Genomic DNA, 19787 nt, shown 5'->3' on the forward strand with positions numbered 1-19787 from the left:
AATGCGTCGGCTTTTTTTTGCACGGGTGTAGGACTTCAGCCCTTCATCACTTGCGCCAGCAATTCGTAGGAATGCAGGCGATCAGCGTGTTCGTACAAGTCGCAGGTGAAGATCAGTTCGTCAGCCTGGGTCTGTTCGATCAGCACTTCGAGTTTCGCGCGGATTTTCTGCGGACTCCCGACCATCGCCAGACCGAGGAAATCCCCCACCGCCTCACGTTCATGCGGCAACCACAGACCGTCCATGGTTTTCACCGGCGGGCGCTGCACCAGACTTTGCCCACGCATCAGCGCGAGAATTCGCTGGTACACCGACGTTGCCAAGTAATCGGCCTGCTCATCGGTGTCAGCGGCCACCAGCGGCACGCCGAGCATCACGTACGGTTTATCGAGTACCGCCGATGGCTTGAAGTGATTGCGGTAGACGCGGATCGCCTCGTGCATGAAGCGCGGTGCGAAATGCGAGGCGAAGGCGTAGGGCAAACCGCGCTCGCCGGCCAATTGCGCACTGAACAGACTGGAGCCGAGCAGCCAGATCGGCACATTGGTGCCGGTGCCCGGCATCGCGATCACCCGCTGATCCGGGGTGCGCGGGCCGAGGAAGCGCACCAGCTCTGCCACGTCCTCGGGGAAGTCATCGGCACTGCCGGAGCGCTCACGGCGCAGGGCACGGGCGGTCATCTGATCAGAACCCGGCGCACGGCCCAGACCGAGGTCGATTCGCCCCGGATACAGGCTTTCGAGGGTGCCGAACTGCTCGGCAATCACCAGCGGTGCATGGTTGGGTAGCATCACGCCACCGGAGCCGACTCGGATGGTCGACGTGCCGCCGGCCAGGTAGCCCAGCAACACCGAGGTGGCAGAACTGGCAATGCCATCCATGTTGTGGTGCTCGGCGACCCAGAACCGCGTGTAACAGAACTTTTCAACATGCTGCGCCAGATCCAGCGAATTGCGCAGCGACTGGGCCGGGCTGCCGTTCTCGCGTACCGGCACCAGATCAAGGGTGGAAAACTTTACGTCGGACAGTTGCTTCATAAACCTGCATCTCCGATTGAGGGCGCAGGTTTGTTCTTGGCGAACGCAAACCTGCCCAATTCATAAGCGTGTTCTGTGCAATAAGGGCATATACCCGAGTTTCAATAGCCGATCCGAAATTTCCTACTAAAAAAGTCAACGATTCACTTGGGCTGAACTTTGTTCCGGCGTCTATCCTCAGAAGCCTTGCAGGTAAAAACCACGACGGCGCGGCGTTTCGCGCCCGAATTGAAGGAGGCACACATGGCTATCGTGAAGAAGGCATCCGCGCATTGGGAAGGTGACCTGAAAACCGGCATCGGCTCGATTTCCACCGAAACCGGCGTCCTGCGTGAAGCGCCCTACGGCTTCAAGGCACGCTTTGAGGGCGGCAAGGGCACCAATCCGGAAGAACTGATCGGCGCCGCCCATGCGGGCTGTTTCTCCATGGCGTTTTCGATGATTCTCGGCGACGCCGGGCTCAAGGCCGACAGCATCGACACCCAGGCCGAGGTCACGCTGGATCAGGTGGATGGTGGCTTTGCGATCACTGCGGTGAAACTGATCCTCAAGGCAAAAATTCCGGGAGCGACCCAGGCGCAGTTCGAAGAGCTGAGCAACAAGGCCAAGGAAGGTTGCCCGGTGTCCAAGGTGCTGAATGCGAAGATCAGTCTCGACGCGTCGCTGGTTGGCTGACGGATTGAGCCGAATCAGAACCCGCCAGGCAAAAATGTGGTCGAATAAATGACAGCAGCTTTCGCGCATCTTCGTGCGCGCTGCTTCGATGGAGCTTCAACCATGAAACGTTTTGCCTTGGCGGTTATCTGTGGCGTGCTGGCAACGTCGGCCTTCGCAGCGCCCAAAGACTGCGAAGAACTCAAGCAAGAGATCGAAATCAAGATTCAGGCGAATGCCGTGCCCTCCTACACCCTGGAGATAGTCTCCAAGGAAGAGGCTGAAAAACACGACATCGCCATGATCGTCGGCACCTGCGACAACGGCACCAAAGCCATCATCTATCAGAAGAACGACCGCTGATACGCCTCAGATGATGCAGTTGACTTCGCGGTCCTCGGCGACGATTTCCCGCTTGTCGTTGTACAGGCGGGCACTCGGGGTAAACGCCAGCGAACGGCCTTCGAGCAAGTAACGCTGGCCCGCCTCGAAATGATCGTAGCGGATGGTCAGATAGCACAGCCGCTCAACGGGGCCGGTCATCAGGCTGCCGCCTCCGCCGAACACTTCAAAGTCGAAGCGCACCCGCAGCTCGTGGCTGCCGGGCGTAACCTGGAAGAAACGCCCGTCAGTCAGCCGCCTGTTGTCGAGACGCTCGGCCATCAGCAGTTTCCCGCCGGGGGTAGGCGTGGAGAATTCGACCCAGGCCATGTTCGGATCGACGGGGGGCAACGGTGTCTGGCACCCGGCGAGTACGCCTGCGGCCAGCAACAGCATCAACGTGCGCATGATGGATGTCCGTGAGTTCGGACATCCAGCATAACGCCGATCAGGTTCGCTGGCAGCCCGCTGGCGTGCCCTGGCCCACCACATTGCGTTGTTGGTCATAGAGCTTGGCCCACGGACGGAAACCGATGCTTCCCGCCTGCAACTGATAACGCTGGCCAGCGTTGAAATCCTTGAATTTCACGTTCAACTGACAATCGCGCCACAGCGGCTCGGCATCCGGGCCGATGTTGGTCGCCTCGACCGGGAATTGATAACGCACCGTCAGCTCATGACTGCCGGGCTGCACTTCGAAGTAACGATGATCGACGGCAGCCTTGTTGTCGACTTCCAGCGCCTGCAACGCTGTGTCCTGTTGACGGGCATCCAGATCGATCCAGGCTTGCGAGGGGTCGGGGGACGGCATTCCGAATCCGGCACAACCGGCCAGCGTCAGCACGCTTCCTGTCAGTATCAACATGCGCATAGCGGAGCTCCAATGGGCGGGATAGTCTTGGGCAGACTTTCCGGGGGGATTTCTTATTTTGATCAGGCCGCTTCCAAGCCATGGGTTACTTGATCGCGTTTTGCGGGTTTTGTTTCCGGGTGTGATGATTTTGTTGCTCAACGGTTGCTCAAGCCTGAGCTATTACAGCCAGCTGGCCAGCGGTCAGCTGCAGCTTTTGCGGGCGCGGGAGCCGGTGGCCAAGGTGATTGCCGACCCGGCTCGCGATGCCAAACTGCGCACTCATCTCGCCCAGTCACAAAAAGCCCGGGCTTTCGCCAGCGAACACCTGCATCTGCCGGACAACCAAAGCTATCGCCTCTATGCCGACATCGGTCGGCCGTTTGTCGTGTGGAATGTGTTCGCCACTCCGGAGTTTTCCCTGAGCCCACAGAACCATTGCTTCCCGATTGCCGGTTGCGTGGCCTATCGCGGCTATTACAGCCAGAGCGCGGCGCGGGGTGAAGCCGCGATTCAGCGCCTGCAAGGCATGGACGTGTCGATCGGCGGCGTCGAGGCCTACTCGACCCTGGGGTGGTTCAACGACCCGATCCTCAATTCGATGATGGGCTGGGGCGACGAGCGTCTGGCGACGCTGATCTTCCATGAACTGGCCCACCAGCGCTTCTATGTGAAGGACGACACCGAGTTCAACGAGTCCTTCGCGACCTTCGTCGAGCAGGAAGGTACGCGGCAGTGGCGAGCATTTCGTAACTTGCCCCCGGAAAACGACTCGAAGCTGAAGCAACGGGATCAGTTCATTCAATTGATCCTCGATACCCGCTCACGCCTTGAAAAACTCTATGCACAACCATTGGCGACAGCGCAGATGCGCGAGCGTAAGGCGGCGGAGTTCGAACGGTTTCGACACGACTATCGAGCGATGCGCGATGGCCAGTGGGCCGGCGACAAACGCTATGACGCCTGGGTCAATGCGCCGTTGAACAACGCACGGCTGTTGCCGTTCGGGCTGTATGACCAGTGGGTGCCGGCGTTTACGGCGTTGTTCAGGCAGGTCGGTGGGGATTGGGTCAGGTTTTACGCAGAGGTCGAGAAGTTGGGTGGCTTGCCAGTCGTTGAGCGTAAGTCGGCTCTGAAACTGCTGGCAGGCTCTTAAACCTGGAGCGGCTTTTTGTCCCCATCGCGAGCAAGCTCGCTCCCACAGGAAACCGGGATCTACTACTGAAACGCGGTCACTGTGGGAGCGAGCTTGCTCGCGATGGCTGACTCATCAGCGCTGCAAAAACGCCTGATGCAGCTCGGCCAGCGTCTCGAAGTGATACGCCGGCGCTTCCGCACTCAGCTCTTCACGGCTGCCGAAACCGTAACCCACAGCCGCCGCGTCCAGCCCGTTGCTGCGAGCACCGATCAGGTCGTGCTTGCGGTCACCGATCATCAGCGTATTGGCCGGATCCAGCCCTTCCTCGGCGATCAGGTGGGCAATCAGCTCGACCTTGTTGGTGCGAGTGCCGTCCAGCTCGCTGCCGTAGATCACCTTGAAGTGTCTGGCGAAATCGAAGTGTCGGGCGATTTCCCGGGCGAACACCCACGGCTTCGACGTCGCGATATACAGCTGGCGGCCCTGACCACTCAGGGTTTCCAGCAACGGCGTGACGCCTTCGAACACCCGGTTCTCGTACAGGCCGGTGACCTTGAAGCGCTCGCGGTAGAAATTCACCGCCTCCCACGCCTTCGCTTCATCAAAACCATAGAACTGCATGAATGCCTGCAACAGCGGCGGGCCGATGAAGTGTTCCAGTTTGGTCAGGTCCGGCTCATCGATGCCGAGTTTGCTCAAGGCGAACTGGATGGAACGGGTGATGCCCTCACGCGGATCGGTAAGGGTGCCATCAAGGTCGAACAGTACGGTCTGGTAATGCATGAAAAATCCCGGGCAATAGAGAGAAAAGTCAGAGCTGGTCGTAGCCTTCGGCCAGATGCAGGTCCTTGAGCTTCACGTAGTTCGCCGCGCTGTAGGTGAAAAAGGCATTTTCCTTGTCGGTCAGCGGGCGAATCTGTTTCACGGGGCTGCCCACGTACAGAAAACCGCTTTCCAGGCGCTTGCCCGGTGGCACCAGGCTGCCGGCGCCGATGATCACGTCGTCCTCGACCACCGCGCCGTCCATGACGATGCTGCCCATGCCGATCAATACGCGGCTGCCGACCGTGCAGCCATGCAGCATGACCTTGTGGGCGATGGTCACGTCATCGCCGATCAGCAGCGGGAAGCCATCGGGATTGAACGGGCCGGCATGGGTGATGTGCAACACACAACCATCCTGCACGCTGGTGCGCGCACCGATGCGGATGCGGTGCATGTCGCCACGGATCACGGTCAGCGGCCACACGGAGCTGTCTTCGCCGATTTCGACGTCGCCGATCACCACCGCCGAGCCGTCGACAAAAGCGCCTTGGCTCAAGCGTGGAGTGTGATTCTGGTACTTGCGAAGGGACACGATTAGTTCTCTCTCTGTCGCCGATAGCTGCGGTGGGTGTCGATTGTAATTAAGATGGGCGCATGTTTCTTCCAGCCAAGGTGCCAACCGTGAGCGTGAACAACCCTCTTCTGCAGTCCTACGACCTGCCGCCGTTCTCCGCGATCCGTGCCGAACACGTGCAGCCGGCCATCGAAACCATCCTGGCCGACAACCGCGCCGCCATCGCCGAAATCCTCAAGACCCAGGGCCAGAACCCGACCTGGGCCGGGCTGGTGCTGGCGATGGACGAACTCAATGATCGCCTGGGCGCTGCCTGGAGTCCGGTCAGCCACCTCAATGCCGTGTGCAACAGCGCCGAACTGCGTGAAGCCTACGAGTCGTGCCTGCCGGCATTGAGCGCCTATTCCACCGAAATGGGCCAGAACCGCGAGCTGTTCCAGGCCTATGAAGCCCTGGCCAACAGCCCGGAAGCCGCCGGTTTCGACGTGGCGCAGAAAACCATTCTGGAACACGCCCTGCGCGATTTCCGCCTGTCGGGTATCGATCTGCCGGAAGCCGAACAGAAACGCTACGCCGAAGTGCAGAGCAAACTGTCCGAGCTGGGCAGCCGCTTCTCCAACCAGTTGCTCGACGCCACTCAGGCCTGGACCAAGCACCTGACCGACGAAGCCGCCCTCGCCGGCCTGACCGATTCGGCCAAGGCACAAATGGCTGCCGCCGCACAGGCCAAAGGCCTCGATGGCTGGCTGATCACTCTGGAATTCCCGAGCTACTACGCGGTGATGACCTACGCCCAGGACCGTGCGCTGCGTGAAGAAGTCTACGCCGCCTACTGCACCCGTGCGTCGGATCAAGGCCCGAACGCCGGCCAGAACGACAACGGCCCGGTGATGGGCGAAATCCTCGACCTGCGTCAGGAGCTGGCCAAACTGCTTGGTTTCTCCAGCTTCTCCGAGCTGAGTCTGGCCACCAAGATGGCCGAGTCCAGCGATCAGGTGCTGAGCTTCCTGCGCGACCTGGCCAAGCGCAGCAAACCGTTTGCCGCCCAAGATCTGCAACAGCTCAAGGCTTACGCCGCCGAACAGGGCTGCGTCGATCTGCAAAGCTGGGACAGCGGTTTCTACGGTGAAAAACTCCGTGAACAACGCTACAGCGTCGCCCAGGAAACCCTGCGCGCCTACTTCCCGATCGACAAAGTGCTGGGCGGCCTGTTCGCCATCGTTCAGCGCTTGTACGGCATCGAAATCGCCGAACTGAAAGGTTTCGACACTTGGCACCCGGATGTTCGCCTGTTCGAGATCAAGGAAAACGGCCAGCACGTCGGCCGCTTCTTCTTCGATCTCTACGCCCGCGCCAACAAGCGCGGCGGTGCCTGGATGGACGGCGCTCGCGACCGTCGCCGCACTGTCGACGGCGTGCTGCAAAGCCCGGTGGCCAACCTGGTGTGCAACTTCACCCCGGCCGACAGCGGCAAGCCTGCGCTGCTGACCCACGATGAAGTGACCACCCTGTTCCACGAATTCGGCCACGGCCTGCATCACCTGCTGACCCGCGTCGAGCATGCTGGCGTGTCCGGCATCAACGGCGTGGCGTGGGATGCGGTCGAGCTGCCGAGCCAGTTCATGGAAAACTGGTGCTGGGAGCCGGAAGGCCTCGCGCTGATTTCCGGCCACTACGAAACCGGCGAGCCGCTGCCACAGGATCTGCTGGAAAAAATGCTCGCGGCGAAGAACTTCCAGTCCGGCCTGATGATGGTGCGTCAACTGGAGTTCTCGCTGTTCGACTTCGAACTGCACGCCACCCACGGTGACGGCCGCAGCGTCGCGCAAGTGCTCGAAGGCGTGCGCAACGAAGTCTCGGTAATGCGTCCTCCGGCCTACAACCGTTTCCCGAACAGCTTCGCGCACATCTTCGCCGGCGGTTACGCGGCGGGTTACTACAGCTACAAATGGGCGGAAGTGCTGTCGGCGGATGCCTTCTCCAAGTTCGAAGAAGATGGCGTACTGAATGCCGACACCGGTCGCGCCTTCCGCGAAGCGATACTGGCCCGCGGCGGCTCGCAGGCGCCGATGGTGCTGTTCGTCGACTTCCGTGGCCGTGAGCCGTCGATTGACGCACTCTTGCGCCACAGCGGCCTGAGTGAGGACGCGGCAGCATGAGTGAGGCACCCGTGAAGACCAAAAAACGCTTTATCGCCGGGGCGGTCTGCCCGGCGTGCAGCGAGCCGGACAAACTGATGATGTGGAGCGAGGACGATGTCCCGCACCGCGAATGCGTGGCGTGCGGCTACAGCGATACGCTGAATGCCCAAGGGCTTTCGGTGCCGAAAGAACTGGGCACACGGGTCAACACCAGCGCGCTCAAGCCGGCCCCGGACAAAACGGTTCAGGCGGTGCAGTTCTTCCCGAATCCGAAGTTGAAGAAAAAGCCTGACGAGCAGCACTGATCCTCAACCACCTTCCCCGATTCGTCGGTGGAAGGTGGTATTGGCTTAACACCTGCCCCACGCACTTGCTTCGTAGGCTGGCCTTTTGCGCCACGCCTCGAAGGAAGCTGCCATGCCCGACACCAATCCCCTCCTGCAACACTGGACGCTGCCACCGTGGCCAGCGATTCGCGCCGAACACCTGCTGCCGGCCGTCACCCGCATCATTGCCGACAACCAACGAATCATCGCCCAGGTGATCGCCAGTCAGACCGAACATCCCGGCTGGGATGATCTGGTACTGAGCATCGACGAGGCCGACGCGCGCCTCGGCGAAGTCCGCTCGATTCTCGAAACGTTGTCGATGGTCAGATCCGACGATTCGGTCTGGCTCGTGGAAAGCGCCAAGGCGCATCTGGCGATCAATCAGTATCGCGCTGAAAAAACCCGCAATCGCCCGCTTTACGAGGCTTACCAGCGTTTGGCGCAGAGCTCGATCGCCGGCAGTTTCGATGAGTCGCGCAACATCGCACTGGCGCGGATTCTGCGTCGATTCAAGCAGTCGGGCATTGAGCTTCCTGCTGAACAGCAACAGGAACTGGCGCGGTTGAACCGCGAGATCGGCGGGTTGGAGTACGTATTTCTGGATAACCTCGAGCGCTGGACCGAAGCGTGGAGCAAACGTGTCGACGATATTGCGCTCCTCGCTGGCCTGTCGCCGGCGATGAAGGATCGCCTGGCACTCGCCGCACGCCAGGCCGGCCATGACGGCTGGCTGATCCGGCTGGACCAGAACACCTGCCAGCACATCCTCAAGTACGCCAAGAACCGTGCCTTGCGAGAGGAATGCTACGTTGCCTACATGACCCGCGCCTCCGATCGGGGCCCACTGGCCGGCCGCTTCGATAACGGCCCGGTGCTGAAGAAACTGCTCGCCCTGCGCCAGCAGAAAGCCCGTTTGCTCGGCCATGAAAACGCCGCGCAACTGAGCCTGGCCAAAAACAGCGCCCGGACGACGGCGTGGGTCAGTGGCTTTCTCCTGCGTCAGGCGGCGCAGCTGGCACCTGCCCTCGCGCAGGATGCAAAACAACTGGCAGCCTTTGCGCAGCAACGCGGGATCGACCGGGTTCAGCCGTGGGATGAAGACTTCCTCGCCGAACAATGGCGCCAGCAGCAGTTTCCCGGCGCACTGGAAAACCTGCGTGATTACTTCCCGCTCGAGGACACCCTGCGCAGGCTCTTTCTGTTCTGCGAACGGATGTTCAGGATCCGCATCGTCGAGCAGTCCGGTGGCGGCCACTGGCATGACGATGTGCGCCTGCTGGAAATCAGCGAGCATGAGCAGGTCATCGGCTACATCTACCTCGACCCGTTTCACCGCGACAACGCGGTGGACTTCCCCGGCACCTCCACACTGCGCAACCGCCGGATCAGCGCCGAAGGCCGCCCGGCGCTGCCGATTGCCCTGCTCTACAGCAATTTCACACCGGCCACCGACACCCATCCGTGCCGGCTCGAAATCGACGATATGCGGGTGCTGTTTCATGAGTTTGGCCATTGCCTCCAGCACGTGCTGACACGCTCGCCCCATCACAGCCTGTCCGGCATCCTGCAACTCGGGCATGAAGCGGCGGAGTTTTCCGGACAATTGTTCGAGCAGTGGTGTTTGTCGCGGGAGTTTGTGCTGTGGCTCGGCGCGCATTTCCAGACCGGCAAACGCTTGAGCGCCGCACGGGTCGACGCGGCACTGTCAGCTACTCAGTCCCATACCAGCCGGCAACAGGCCTTGTTGCTGATGGGGGCGATGATCGATTTCGAGCTCCACCTGACCCACGGCGATGGGCGCTCGGTCGAGGAGGTTTGCACCTCTGTACAGCGCAGCCTGGGTCCTCTGCAACTGCCGGACGATCACCGGTTCGCCAATGGATTCGATTACATGGTGACCCAGTACGACGCTTCGGTTTACGCCTACGTCTGGTCGGGCGTGCTGGCTGAGGAAGCGTTCAAGCGCTTCAGCCGGGACTGGGTGTTCAACGCGCAAACCGGCCGTGAGTTTCGTGCAACGTTCTTTGCGCCGGGTGCGGGGCGTCCGTTGCTGGTCGCGGTGGAAGCGTTCATCGGCCGGCCGGTCGCCGGCCTCGTTGACGGAGAGGCCGGACGAGTTACTTCAGATTGACCGTCTGAAACCAGCTCTTCATCGAGCACGTGGCAAATGCGCTGGTGCTGCAATCGCCATTGGCCAGCGCGGTACGCAATTTATCGACATCGGCCTGCATCACGTAGCGCACGCTGTCCCGGAAGTGCCCACTCTCACCAAAGCCGCCCTGGGTCATTTCGTTCAGGGCGTCTTCCTTGCTCCAGCCCTGCACCACGATTCGGTACATCGCCGCCATCAGGCCGGTGCGATCGGAGCCGTGCTTGCAGTGCATCAGCACCGGGCCGTCGGCTTCGGCGGACTGGATGGCACGCAGGGTCTTGAGCACATCACTGTCGTCCACGTGATTGGTGCGATAGGGCAATTGCACCTGATGGATACCGGGGGCTTTCAGCCAGTTGGAATCCGCTTCCGGCAGGAAGTTGATGACCGTGGCCACCTTCAGGTTGTTCAGCAACGGTACCGCGCCGTCATCCGGGAGCGCGCTGCGGTACAGCGTGGGCGACATCTGGAACAGGTTGTATTGCACTTCTACCGGTTGCGCCCACTCGACGGGACGGGTAGCCGGAGTGTCCGCGGCCTGAGCGGGAATCCAGCTGAACAGCGCAAACAGCGACAAACAGAATGCGGAGGAAAAACGCGTCAGGAACATGCTTTACGGTGACCGTGTGGGTTTCGTCAGTGAAGGCCGCAGCTTGCGAGCCTCGCAGTCAAATCCCCGTGAGGCGCTTGTAAAAGAATCGTGAAGACGCCGGTTCACTTGGTCGAAAAGCGGTCTTTTTTTGGCTGAATCGGTTCATCCGGTTGCTTAGCCTGCTACCATTTGTCACATCATGTTGCAGACGCGTCCCCCTTCTCCCGGTCATTTCGGCCACGTCGCAGCCAGAAAATTCTTGAGCCGTTCGCAGAAACGGCTGACAACCATCAATGCCTGATGAGGTGCATCCCCATGTCTGATGAAGATCGAGACAACCCGCGGCGTGAGTTTTTGCGCAAATCCCTGACCCTTATTCCGGTCGTCACCCTCGCCGGTAGCGGTCTCGGCAGCACGGTGTTGCAAGCAGCGCCTGAAAGCGCGCCTGCCACAGCTCCGGCGAAAACGGCCGCCGTTGCAGCCAGCACTTATCAGCCGAGCTACTTCACCGCCGAAGAGTGGGCGTTCATCAATGCCGCCGTCGCGCAGTTGATCCCCAACGATTCGCAGGGTCCAGGTGCACTCGAAGCTGGCGTGCCGGAATACATCGACCGTCAGATGAATACCCCGTACGCCGCCGGTGCCCTTTGGTACATGCAGGGCCCGTTCAATGCCGACGCTGCGCCGGAGATGGGCTGGCAGAGCAAACTGGTGCCAAAAGAGATCTATCGCCTCGGCATCGCCGCCACGGATCAGTGGGCAAAATCCATCAACGGTAAAACATTTGCCGAGCAAGACAGCGCTACCCGAGACGATCTGCTCAAGCAGCTTGAAGCCGGAAAACCGCAATTCGACGCGGTTCCGGCGAAGATTTTCTTCAGTCTGCTGCTGCAAAACACCAAGGAAGGGTTCTTCTGCGACCCGATCCACGGCGGCAATAAAGGCATGGTCGGCTGGACCATGATCGGCTTCCCCGGCGCCCGCGCCGATTTCATGGATTGGGTGGAACGCAACGAGCAGTACCCCTTCCCGGCAGTTTCGATTCGCGGCGAGAGAGCGTGAGCATGGCAACGGTAATGAAGAAGGTCGACGCAGTGATCGTCGGTTTCGGCTGGACAGGCGCGATCATGGCCAAGGAGCTGACCGAAGCCGGGCTCAACGTGCTGGCGCTGGAACGCGGGCCGATGCAGGACACCTACCCGGACGGCAACTATCCCCAGGTGATCGACGAACTCACCTACAGCGTGCGGAAAAAACTCTTCCAGGACGTTTCCAAGGAAACCGTCACCATCCGCCACAGCGTCAACGACATCGCCCTGCCGAACCGCCAGCTGGGCGCGTTCCTGCCGGGCAACGGCGTCGGTGGTGCCGGTTTGCACTGGTCGGGCGTGCACTTTCGGGTCGACCCGATCGAGTTGCGCATGCGCAGCCATTACGAAGAGCGCTACGGCAAGAGTTTCATCCCCAAGGACATGACCATCCAGGACTTCGGCGTCAGCTATGAAGAGCTGGAACCGTTCTTCGATTTCGCCGAAAAAGTCTTCGGCACCTCCGGCCAGGCCTGGACCGTGAAGGGCCAACTGGTCGGTCAGGGCAAGGGCGGCAACCCGTACGCCCCGGATCGCTCGAATCCGTTCCCGCTGGAAGCGCAGAAGAACACGGTTTCCGCACAGCTGTTCGGCAAAGCGGCTACGGAGGTGGGCTACAAACCCTACAACCTGCCTTCCGCCAATACTTCAGGGCCGTACACCAACCCCTACGGCGCGCAGATGGGCCCGTGCAACTTCTGCGGTTTCTGCAGCGGTTACGTCTGCTACATGTATTCCAAGGCCTCGCCGAACGTGAACATTCTGCCGGCGCTGAAGCCGCTGCCGAATTTCGAACTGCGGCCTAACGCGCACGTTCTGCGGGTCAACCTCGACAGCACGAAAACCAAGGCCACCGGCGTCACCTACATCGACGGCCAGGGTCGCGAGATCGAGCAACCGGCGGATCTGGTGATCCTCGGCGCGTTCCAGTTGCACAACGTGCGCCTGATGCTGCTCTCCGGCATCGGCAAACCCTACGACCCGGTCAGCGGTGAAGGTGTGGTCGGGCGCAACTTCGCCTACCAGAACATGGCCACCATCAAGGCGTTCTTCGACAAGGACACCCACACCAACAACTTCATCGGCGCCGGCGGCAACGGTGTGGCGGTGGATGATTTCAACGCCGACAACTTCGACCACGGGCCTCACGGCTTCGTCGGTGGCTCGCCGATGTGGGTCAACCAGGCCGGCAGCCGACCGATCGCCGGCACCTCCAACCCGCCGGGCACCCCGGCCTGGGGCAGTGCGTGGAAACGCGCGACCGCCGATTACTACACCCACCAGGTGTCGATGGACGCCCACGGCGCGCATCAGTCCTACCGTGGCAACTACCTCGATCTGGACCCGGTGTACCGCGATGCCTACGGCATGCCGCTGCTGCGGATGACGTTCGACTGGCAGGAAAACGACATCAAGATGAACCGCTTCATGGTCGAGAAAATGGGCAAGATCGCCGAGGCCATGGGCCCGAAAGCCATCGCCGTGATCGGCAAGAAAGTCGGCGACCACTTCAACACCGCGTCGTACCAGACCACCCACCTCAACGGTGGCGCGATCATGGGCACCGATCCGAAGACCAGCGCGCTGAACCGTTACCTGCAGAGCTGGGACGTGCACAACGTGTTCGTCCCGGGCGCCTCGGCGTTCCCGCAAGGCCTGGGTTACAACCCGACCGGGCTGGTTGCTGCGCTGACCTACTGGTCGGCGAAAGCGATCCGCGAGCAGTACCTGAAAAACCCCGGCCCGCTGGTTCAGGCTTAAGGAGCGATGACCATGAAGACTCTCGTTATCGCGACCCTGGCACTGCTCGGCAGCACGGCCGTTCATGGCGCCGAAGTTGATCAATCCTTGATCAAACAAGGCGAATACCTCGCCCGCGCCGGTGACTGCGTGGCCTGCCACACGGCCAAGGACGGCAAGCCGTTCGCCGGTGGCCTGCCGATGGAAACCCCGATCGGCACGATCTACTCGACCAACATCACCCCGGATAAAACCGGCGTCGGTGACTACAGTTTCGAGGATTTCGACCAGGCCGTGCGCCATGGCGTGGCCAAAAACGGCAGTACCTTGTACCCGGCGATGCCGTACCCGTCCTACGCCCGCGTCAGCGAAACCGACATGCAGGCGCTTTACGCCTACTTCATGCACGGCGTGGAACCGGTGGCACAAGAGAACAAGGCCAGCGACATCCCGTGGCCACTGAGCATGCGCTGGCCGCTGATGGGCTGGCGCTGGCTGTTCGCACCAAAGGTCGAGGACTACAAAGCCGCGTCGGACGATGCCGTCGTCAGCCGTGGGGCGTATCTGGTGGAAGGCCTCGGACATTGCGGCGCCTGCCATACGCCACGGGCCCTGACCATGCAGGAAAAATCCCTGAGCGCGGCCGAAGGCAGCAGTTTTCTGTCAGGCAGTGCGCCGCTGGAAGGTTGGATCGCCAAGAGCCTGCGCGGCGACCACAAGGACGGTCTCGGCAGCTGGAGCGAAGAACAACTGGTGCAGTTCCTCAAGACCGGTCGCAGCGACCGCAGTGCGGTGTTCGGCGGCATGAGCGACGTGGTCACCCACAGCATGCAGTACATGACCGACGCCGACCTGACCGCGATTGCCCGTTACCTGAAATCGCTGCCGGCCAATGATCCTGCCGACCAGCCGCACCAGTACGACGAGAAAGCCGCCAAGGCCCTTTGGAACGGTGATGACAGTCAGCGTGGCGCGTCGGTGTACATCGACAACTGCGCGGCGTGCCACCGCACCGACGGCCACGGCTACACTCGGGTGTTCCCGGCGCTGGCAGGCAATCCGGTGCTGCAATCGGACGACCCGACTTCGCTGATCCACATCGTGCTCAAGGGCGGCACCCTGCCTGCAACGCACACGGCGCCGTCCACCTTCACCATGCCGGGCTTCGCCTGGCGTCTGTCGGATCAGGAAGTGGCAGATGTCGTGAGCTTTATTCGTGGAAGTTGGGGTAACAAGGGATCCACCGTCACCGCAAAAGAGGTTGCAAAGTTACGCACCGACGATATGACTACAACATCAACCGGTGATCTTGGACAAGTAACCAGCCATAACTAAGTACAATAACCCCTGCATGATTAGTCATGCAGGGGTTATTGATTCAATCGCTGTTACGGATTGGTGATACTGGCATAGGCTTTGGCCAGGGCAACCAGTTTGGCTCGATCCTGCTCACCGATTTCACCGTCGCGATCAACATCGTGCTCCAGACGGCCAATGCTGAAGGTATGGCCGCCATCCCGGGAGGTCGCGGTGACGAAAATCGGGTCAACCAGCATTTCGGTCTGCACGCCGGCCTCGGCATCCCAGCCCAATTCCTTACGCGCCAGTTGCATGGAAACCAGTGTATTGGGTTCCGATGGGCCGGGCTGCATCAGTTGCAGAAAAATACCGCGCGAATTAAAAAACGACATCATCAAATCCTTTTGTCTTTTATATAGTCAAGTGGTGTGAAACGGAGTGGATACTACGAACTTGAACAGTAAACGAACAGCCAACTTGTGTTTCTTCAATTTGCACAACTGCAACTTTAGCTCTGAACAAACTTACAACTAACCGCGCGATTTATTGATGGACGGCTGAACGGTAGTGGATCATCCGCCACCTTGCGGATACTGTATGAATGTACAGATAAAGGAAATCCGTGATGACCAGCCCATTGCCCCCGCGCGGTCGCGGCACCGCGACCAACCCGCACAACCGCTTCGCGCCGAGTCGTTCGGTGGCCGAGGATGACGGCTGGTTTCAGGAAGTGCCTTTGACCCAGGGCACCGAAGTCAGCTTCGAAACCGCGAAGACCATCATCACCCGCAACACCTCGCCGGACCTGCCCTTCGACCGCTCGATCAATCCCTATCGCGGCTGCGAGCATGGCTGCATTTATTGCTACGCACGGCCCAGCCACGCCTATTGGGACATGTCGCCGGGGCTGGATTTCGAAACCAAACTGATCGCCAAAACCAACGCCGCACAGGTGCTGGAAGAACAGCTGGGGAAAAAAGGCTATCAATGCGCGCCGATCAACCTTGGCTCCAACACCGATCCCTATCAGCCGATCGAACGCGAACACCGGATCACCCGCCAGACCCTCGAAGTGCTGCTGCGCTACCGGCATCCGGTGACCATCGTCACCAAGGGCTCGCTGATCCTGCGTGATCTCGATCTGCTCACCGAACTGGCACAACAGCGGCTGGTGGCGGTGATGATCAGCCTGACCACCCTGGACGACGAACTCAAACGCATCCTCGAACCCCGCGCCGCCGCGCCCAAGGCCCGGTTGCGGGCGATCCGGGTCATGCGCGAGGCGGGGATTCCGGTCGGCGTGCTGTGTTCGCCGATGATTCCGATGATCAACGACAGCGAAATCGAAAGCCTGCTGACCGAAGCCCACGCCGCCGGCGCCCAGAGCGCGGCCTACATGATGCTGCGCCTGCCGCTGGAGGTGGCACCGCTGTTCGAGGAATGGCTTGAGGCGCACTACCCGCAACGTGCGGCGCATGTGCTGAGCCTGATCCGCCAGAGCCGTGGTGGCGAGCTCTACGACAGCCGTTTCGGTGCACGGATGCGCGGCGAGGGGCCGTTCGCCGACCTGCTCGCCCAGCGCTTCGCCAAAGCGCTGAAGCGCCTGGGGCTCAATCACCGCGAAGGCTTCAATCTCGATTGCACGGCCTTCTGTCCGCCGGGTCGCCAGATGGCGCTGATTTAGGGACAATTGGCCTATGGTTGAGAGGAAGGAATGCTTGGCCCGGTTTACGCCGGTCACGTTTTTTGTGACCTGGAACACACGTTCTAGAGCGCTTGATTCAGTTTGAGTTAAGTTTCGGCGGTTACCTTGTTCATCGAGTGACTGACGGGTCGGGATGACCCGGATGTTCTAAACAGCCACTGGCTTCACACCGGAATACACGGGAACGACTCCCCGAATCCGCCAATGAGGATGAATCATGAGTGACAAGGATAAACAGCCGTTGGCTGCGTCGGCGCAAGCCGCCCCTGTGGCGGAATCCGCCGATGCAGCGTTGAAGCATATCGTTGACGGCTTTTTGCATTTTCATCATGAGGTCTTTCCGCAGCAGGAAGAACTCTTCAAGAAACTCGCCACGGCCCAGTCGCCACGGGCGATGTTCATCACCTGCGCCGACTCGCGCATCGTGCCCGAACTGATCACCCAGAGCTCGCCCGGCGATCTGTTCGTGACCCGTAACGTCGGCAACGTCGTGCCACCCTACGGCCAGATGAACGGCGGCGTTTCCACCGCCATCGAATACGCGGTACTGGCCCTTGGCGTGCAGCACATCATCATCTGCGGCCACTCCGATTGCGGCGCCATGCGTGCGGTGCTCAACCCGGACAGCCTGGAAAAGATGCCGACGGTCAAAGCCTGGCTGCGCCACGCCGAAGTCGCGAAAACCATGGTGCAGGACAACTGCAACTGCGCCAACGAAAAAGAAAGCATGCCGATCCTCACCGAGGAGAACGTCATCGCCCAACTGCAGCACTTGCGTACCCATCCTTCGGTAGCCTCGCGCATGGCGAACGGTCATCTGTTCATCCATGGCTGGGTCTACAACATCGAAACCAGCGAAATCAAAGCTTACGACGCGGATCAGGGTTGCTTCCTGCCGCTCGACGGCAGCCATCCGATCCCGGTGGCGACGCCCAAAGCGCGCTTCTAAATCCTCCTAAAAATCTGTGTGGTTTGACGCCGGCCGCTGTTTCAGCGGCCAGGCCTCGCCACGCCTGAAGAAAACTTCGGGAGTATCGCCATGCGTGCGGCTCAATTGAAAGCTGTGTTGCCACGGGAGCTGCTTGCTTCGGTGGTTGTGTTTCTGGTCGCCCTGCCGCTGTGCATGGGCATTGCCATTGCGTCGGGGCTGCCGCCGGCCAAAGGCCTGATCACCGGGATTATCGGCGGTCTGGTGGTGGGTTGGCTGGCGGGTTCGCCGTTGCAGGTCAGCGGGCCGGCGGCGGGTCTGGCGGTGCTGGTGTTCGAGCTGGTGCGCCAGCACGGGATCGAAATGCTCGGGCCGATCCTGTTGCTCGCCGGTTTCCTGCAACTAGTGGCCGGACGCCTGAAGCTCGGTTGCTGGTTCCGGGTCACGGCGCCAGCGGTGGTGTACGGCATGCTCGCGGGGATTGGCGTGCTGATTGTGCTGTCGCAAGTGCATGTGATGCTGGATGCCGCGCCGAAACCCTCTGGTCTGGACAACCTCACGGCATTCCCGGGCGCGGTGGCGCAGGCCTTGCCGTCCTTTGGCTGGCAGGCCGGGTTGCTCGGGCTCGCAACCATCGCCGTGATGTGGCTGTGGGAGAAATTCCGCCCGCATTCGCTGCGCTTCATTCCGGGTGCACTGCTCGGTGTCGGCCTGGCGACAGGCGCCAGCCTGCTGCTGGCGTTGCAGGTCAAACGGGTTGAAGTACCGGCGAATCTGGCCGAAGCCATCGACTGGCTGAAACCGGCAGATCTGCTCAGCCTCGCCGACCCGACGCTGCTGATCGCCGCGTTCGCCGTAGCCTTCATCGCCAGCGCCGAAACCCTGCTGTCCGCCGCCGCGGTGGATCGCATGCACAGCGGCCCGCGTTCGGATTTCGACCGTGAGCTGTCGGCACAAGGTGTCGGCAACATGCTTTGCGGTCTGGTCGGCGCGCTGCCGATGACCGGCGTGATCGTGCGCAGTTCGGCCAACGTCCAGGCCGGCGCCACCACACGCTACTCGACGATTTTCCATGGCCTTTGGCTGCTGGCGTTCGTGCTGTTGCTGTCGAGCGTGTTGCAGAGCATTCCTGTGGCGAGTCTGGCGGGCGTGCTGGTCTACACCGGTTTCAAACTGGTGGATCTCAAGGCGTTCCGTGGTCTGGGGCGCTATGGCCGGATGCCGATGTTCACCTACGCCGCCACGGCGCTGGCGATCATTTTCACCGACTTGCTGACCGGCGTGCTGATCGGTTTCGGCCTGACCCTGGTGAAACTGGCGTTCAAAGCCTCGCGCCTGAAAATCAGTCTGATCGACCTGCCGCAGGACGGGGAAATGGAGTTGCGTCTGGTCGGCGCCGCGACGTTCCTCAAAGTGCCGGCACTGACTCAGGTGCTGGGCAGCATTCCGCCGGGCACAACGGTGCATGTGCCGCTCAATAACCTGAGCTACATCGACCATTCGTGTCTGGAACTGCTCGAAGAGTGGGGTCGGGCGAATGCGGCCAAGGGGGCGAAACTGTTGATCGAGTCACGTGGGTTGAAGCGACGGCTCGAGGGGCGGATCCGCACCACCACCGGGATCGGTGCGGCGGGCTGAAAACATTTGGGGGAACAGAGCAATCTGTTCCCCCAATCGTTTGCGCCGAGATCAAGCCGCAGGCTGATCCAGCTCCAGGCCCACGCCCAGACGGCGGCTCATGCACGGCCAGCGTTTCCACGCCGCACCGGTGTCCGGGCTGCTGAGTTTCTCGCGGTAGGCTTCCACCGACTCCAGCGCAAAGCTGTCGTCGTCGAGCATGCTGTCCACCGCGTGGTGCACCACTTCGTCGAGTTGGTTGGCAAATTCCTCACCGATCAACTGGTGAGCAATCAGATTGGCGACCGTCATGTCCAAGGGGATCAGTGGCTGGCCGAAATGCTTGATGTACAGGTCGTTGACCTCTTCGACAAAGCGGTGCGCCAGATAGGCTTCGTCCAGCAGACTGTCCAGGCCCACGGGCGGCTGGATGAAGTACTGCTCGGCGATTTTCAGCACCGGTTTGATCTGCGACTCGATTCCCGCTTCCCTGGCGACTTCATTGGCTGCATCCAGCAGGTCTGGCACTTCGTCGATGTAGGCGGCGACAAAACGCGTCAGCACGCCGTTGGCGTCGGTTTCCGGCAACTGGATGGCCGGGTGCAGGTGTTGCAGTTGGGCTTCCAGCTGACGGGTCAGCTTTCCGGTTTCAATCTCGTGTTGTCGGGCTATGTGGATCTGCTCGCGCAATGCGGCGGTGTTCATGAAAACTCCAGGAAACAAGGCAATGAAATAGGGAAGACATAACTTAGCTGGCTTACGAAAAATGCTAAGACGCATTTGTCATAATTATTTCA

The 19787-nt window shown here is 60.8% G+C and carries 20 protein-coding genes; 12 read left to right on the plus strand and 8 right to left on the minus strand.

Annotation, left to right across the window (positions count from 1 at the left end):
* Window positions 1-35: 35 nt before the first annotated feature.
* A complete protein-coding gene (locus tag PMI24_RS11365) occupies window positions 36-1037 on the minus strand; it encodes an LLM class flavin-dependent oxidoreductase (RefSeq protein WP_007953921.1) in 1002 nt (333 codons plus the stop codon).
* Window positions 1038-1280: 243 nt separating this feature from the next.
* Here PMI24_RS11365 and PMI24_RS11370 point away from each other — a divergent pair, with 243 nt between their 5' ends.
* Together PMI24_RS11370 and PMI24_RS11375 are read left to right on the plus strand one after the other, a co-directional pair.
* Window positions 1281-1712, plus strand: coding sequence for an OsmC family protein (locus tag PMI24_RS11370; protein ID WP_007953923.1), 432 nt, complete (start codon window positions 1281-1283; stop codon window positions 1710-1712).
* 102 nt (window positions 1713-1814) lie between these two features.
* Window positions 1815-2054, plus strand: coding sequence for a DUF1161 domain-containing protein (locus PMI24_RS11375; protein WP_007953935.1), 240 nt, complete (start codon window positions 1815-1817; stop codon window positions 2052-2054).
* A gap of 6 nt (window positions 2055-2060) precedes the next feature.
* Here the strand turns inward: PMI24_RS11375 and PMI24_RS11380 are convergent, their stop codons facing one another.
* Together PMI24_RS11380 and PMI24_RS11385 are read right to left on the minus strand one after the other, a co-directional pair.
* On the minus strand, window positions 2061-2480 hold the full coding sequence (locus PMI24_RS11380; RefSeq protein ID WP_007953944.1) for a PA0061/PA0062 family lipoprotein: 420 nt from the start codon (window positions 2478-2480) through the stop codon (window positions 2061-2063).
* A 40-nt stretch (window positions 2481-2520) separates the two neighbouring features.
* Complete coding sequence (locus PMI24_RS11385; protein WP_007953945.1) at window positions 2521-2943, minus strand: PA0061/PA0062 family lipoprotein; 423 nt, start codon at window positions 2941-2943, stop codon at window positions 2521-2523.
* A gap of 58 nt (window positions 2944-3001) precedes the next feature.
* Here PMI24_RS11385 and PMI24_RS11390 point away from each other — a divergent pair, with 58 nt between their 5' ends.
* Window positions 3002-4078: an aminopeptidase gene (locus tag PMI24_RS11390; protein ID WP_045121720.1), complete on the plus strand. Its 1077-nt coding sequence runs from the start codon at window positions 3002-3004 to the stop codon at window positions 4076-4078.
* Window positions 4079-4192: 114 nt separating this feature from the next.
* Here the strand turns inward: PMI24_RS11390 and PMI24_RS11395 are convergent, their stop codons facing one another.
* On the minus strand, window positions 4193-4843 hold the full coding sequence (locus tag PMI24_RS11395; protein WP_007953947.1) for an HAD family hydrolase: 651 nt from the start codon (window positions 4841-4843) through the stop codon (window positions 4193-4195).
* A 28-nt stretch (window positions 4844-4871) separates the two neighbouring features.
* Entirely contained in the window at window positions 4872-5417 is a 546-nt protein-coding gene (locus PMI24_RS11400; RefSeq protein WP_007953951.1) for a gamma carbonic anhydrase family protein, read from the minus strand.
* Between the two features lie 62 nt (window positions 5418-5479).
* Here PMI24_RS11400 and prlC point away from each other — a divergent pair, with 62 nt between their 5' ends.
* The 3 genes from prlC to PMI24_RS11415 all read left to right on the plus strand — a co-directional run bounded on the left by prlC (window position 5480) and on the right by PMI24_RS11415 (window position 10000).
* Window positions 5480-7558, plus strand: coding sequence for an oligopeptidase A (gene prlC / locus PMI24_RS11405; protein WP_162831791.1), 2079 nt, complete (start codon window positions 5480-5482; stop codon window positions 7556-7558).
* The gene (locus PMI24_RS11410) at window positions 7555-7845 is read left to right on the plus strand and encodes a YheV family putative zinc ribbon protein (RefSeq protein WP_007953955.1); all 291 of its coding nucleotides are present in this window, start codon (window positions 7555-7557) and stop codon (window positions 7843-7845) included. Before prlC ends, PMI24_RS11410 begins: the two co-directional genes overlap by 4 nt.
* A 112-nt stretch (window positions 7846-7957) precedes the next feature.
* Entirely contained in the window at window positions 7958-10000 is a 2043-nt protein-coding gene (locus PMI24_RS11415) for a M3 family metallopeptidase (RefSeq protein ID WP_007953957.1), read from the plus strand.
* Here the strand turns inward: PMI24_RS11415 and PMI24_RS11420 are convergent.
* A complete protein-coding gene (locus tag PMI24_RS11420) occupies window positions 9987-10631 on the minus strand; it encodes a phosphatase domain-containing protein (RefSeq protein ID WP_007953959.1) in 645 nt (214 codons plus the stop codon). The two genes, PMI24_RS11415 and PMI24_RS11420, sit on opposite strands and share 14 nt — an antisense overlap.
* Window positions 10632-10928: 297 nt before the next feature.
* Here PMI24_RS11420 and PMI24_RS11425 point away from each other — a divergent pair, with 297 nt between their 5' ends.
* From PMI24_RS11425 to PMI24_RS11435, 3 genes are read left to right on the plus strand one after another with little or no spacing between them, the layout of a single operon-like run.
* Complete coding sequence (locus PMI24_RS11425) at window positions 10929-11675, plus strand: gluconate 2-dehydrogenase subunit 3 family protein (protein WP_007953967.1); 747 nt, start codon at window positions 10929-10931, stop codon at window positions 11673-11675.
* 2 nt (window positions 11676-11677) lie between these two features.
* The gene (locus PMI24_RS11430) at window positions 11678-13462 is read left to right on the plus strand and encodes a GMC family oxidoreductase (protein WP_007953975.1); all 1785 of its coding nucleotides are present in this window, start codon (window positions 11678-11680) and stop codon (window positions 13460-13462) included.
* Window positions 13463-13474: 12 nt separating this feature from the next.
* Window positions 13475-14776, plus strand: coding sequence for a c-type cytochrome (locus tag PMI24_RS11435; RefSeq protein WP_007953976.1), 1302 nt, complete (start codon window positions 13475-13477; stop codon window positions 14774-14776).
* A 53-nt stretch (window positions 14777-14829) separates the two neighbouring features.
* Here the strand turns inward: PMI24_RS11435 and PMI24_RS11440 are convergent, their stop codons facing one another.
* Entirely contained in the window at window positions 14830-15132 is a 303-nt protein-coding gene (locus PMI24_RS11440) for a hypothetical protein (protein WP_007953977.1), read from the minus strand.
* Between the two features lie 233 nt (window positions 15133-15365).
* Between PMI24_RS11440 and PMI24_RS11445 the strand changes: the two genes are divergently transcribed.
* The 3 genes from PMI24_RS11445 to PMI24_RS11455 all read left to right on the plus strand — a co-directional run bounded on the left by PMI24_RS11445 (window position 15366) and on the right by PMI24_RS11455 (window position 19011).
* Complete coding sequence (locus tag PMI24_RS11445) at window positions 15366-16424, plus strand: PA0069 family radical SAM protein (RefSeq protein ID WP_007953978.1); 1059 nt, start codon at window positions 15366-15368, stop codon at window positions 16422-16424.
* A gap of 238 nt (window positions 16425-16662) precedes the next feature.
* Entirely contained in the window at window positions 16663-17394 is a 732-nt protein-coding gene (locus PMI24_RS11450; protein ID WP_007953979.1) for a carbonic anhydrase, read from the plus strand.
* A 90-nt stretch (window positions 17395-17484) separates the two neighbouring features.
* Entirely contained in the window at window positions 17485-19011 is a 1527-nt protein-coding gene (locus tag PMI24_RS11455) for a SulP family inorganic anion transporter (protein ID WP_007953980.1), read from the plus strand.
* A gap of 51 nt (window positions 19012-19062) precedes the next feature.
* On the opposite strand, the gene PMI24_RS11460 is transcribed toward PMI24_RS11455, so the two are convergent.
* Window positions 19063-19695 (minus strand): hypothetical protein, encoded by a 633-nt coding sequence (locus PMI24_RS11460; RefSeq protein ID WP_007953981.1) that lies wholly within the window; start codon window positions 19693-19695, stop codon window positions 19063-19065.
* Window positions 19696-19787 lie beyond the last annotated feature (92 nt).

Origin of the sequence: Pseudomonas sp. GM25 (assembly GCF_000282255.1) — a bacterium.
GTDB lineage: Bacteria > Pseudomonadota > Gammaproteobacteria > Pseudomonadales > Pseudomonadaceae > Aquipseudomonas > Aquipseudomonas aphyarum.

Excerpts from the sequence above, each read along its gene's own strand:
- PMI24_RS11365 (WP_007953921.1), bottom strand. The coding sequence starts at position 1,037 with ATGAAGCAACTGTCCGACGTAAAGTTTTCCACCCTTGATCTGGTGCCG.
- PMI24_RS11410 (WP_007953955.1), top strand. The coding sequence starts at position 7,555 with ATGAGTGAGGCACCCGTGAAGACCAAAAAACGCTTTATCGCCGGGGCG.
- PMI24_RS11460 (WP_007953981.1), bottom strand. The coding sequence starts at position 19,695 with ATGAACACCGCCGCATTGCGCGAGCAGATCCACATAGCCCGACAACAC.
- PMI24_RS11430 (WP_007953975.1), top strand. The coding sequence starts at position 11,678 with ATGGCAACGGTAATGAAGAAGGTCGACGCAGTGATCGTCGGTTTCGGC.
- prlC (WP_162831791.1), top strand. The coding sequence starts at position 5,480 with ATGTTTCTTCCAGCCAAGGTGCCAACCGTGAGCGTGAACAACCCTCTT.
- PMI24_RS11415 (WP_007953957.1), top strand. The coding sequence starts at position 7,958 with ATGCCCGACACCAATCCCCTCCTGCAACACTGGACGCTGCCACCGTGG.
- PMI24_RS11380 (WP_007953944.1), bottom strand. The coding sequence starts at position 2,480 with ATGCGCACGTTGATGCTGTTGCTGGCCGCAGGCGTACTCGCCGGGTGC.
- PMI24_RS11445 (WP_007953978.1), top strand. The coding sequence starts at position 15,366 with ATGACCAGCCCATTGCCCCCGCGCGGTCGCGGCACCGCGACCAACCCG.
- PMI24_RS11455 (WP_007953980.1), top strand. The coding sequence starts at position 17,485 with ATGCGTGCGGCTCAATTGAAAGCTGTGTTGCCACGGGAGCTGCTTGCT.
- PMI24_RS11450 (WP_007953979.1), top strand. The coding sequence starts at position 16,663 with ATGAGTGACAAGGATAAACAGCCGTTGGCTGCGTCGGCGCAAGCCGCC.
- PMI24_RS11395 (WP_007953947.1), bottom strand. The coding sequence starts at position 4,843 with ATGCATTACCAGACCGTACTGTTCGACCTTGATGGCACCCTTACCGAT.
- PMI24_RS11370 (WP_007953923.1), top strand. The coding sequence starts at position 1,281 with ATGGCTATCGTGAAGAAGGCATCCGCGCATTGGGAAGGTGACCTGAAA.
- PMI24_RS11385 (WP_007953945.1), bottom strand. The coding sequence starts at position 2,943 with ATGCGCATGTTGATACTGACAGGAAGCGTGCTGACGCTGGCCGGTTGT.
- PMI24_RS11375 (WP_007953935.1), top strand. The coding sequence starts at position 1,815 with ATGAAACGTTTTGCCTTGGCGGTTATCTGTGGCGTGCTGGCAACGTCG.
- PMI24_RS11435 (WP_007953976.1), top strand. The coding sequence starts at position 13,475 with ATGAAGACTCTCGTTATCGCGACCCTGGCACTGCTCGGCAGCACGGCC.
- PMI24_RS11420 (WP_007953959.1), bottom strand. The coding sequence starts at position 10,631 with ATGTTCCTGACGCGTTTTTCCTCCGCATTCTGTTTGTCGCTGTTTGCG.
- PMI24_RS11425 (WP_007953967.1), top strand. The coding sequence starts at position 10,929 with ATGTCTGATGAAGATCGAGACAACCCGCGGCGTGAGTTTTTGCGCAAA.
- PMI24_RS11440 (WP_007953977.1), bottom strand. The coding sequence starts at position 15,132 with ATGTCGTTTTTTAATTCGCGCGGTATTTTTCTGCAACTGATGCAGCCC.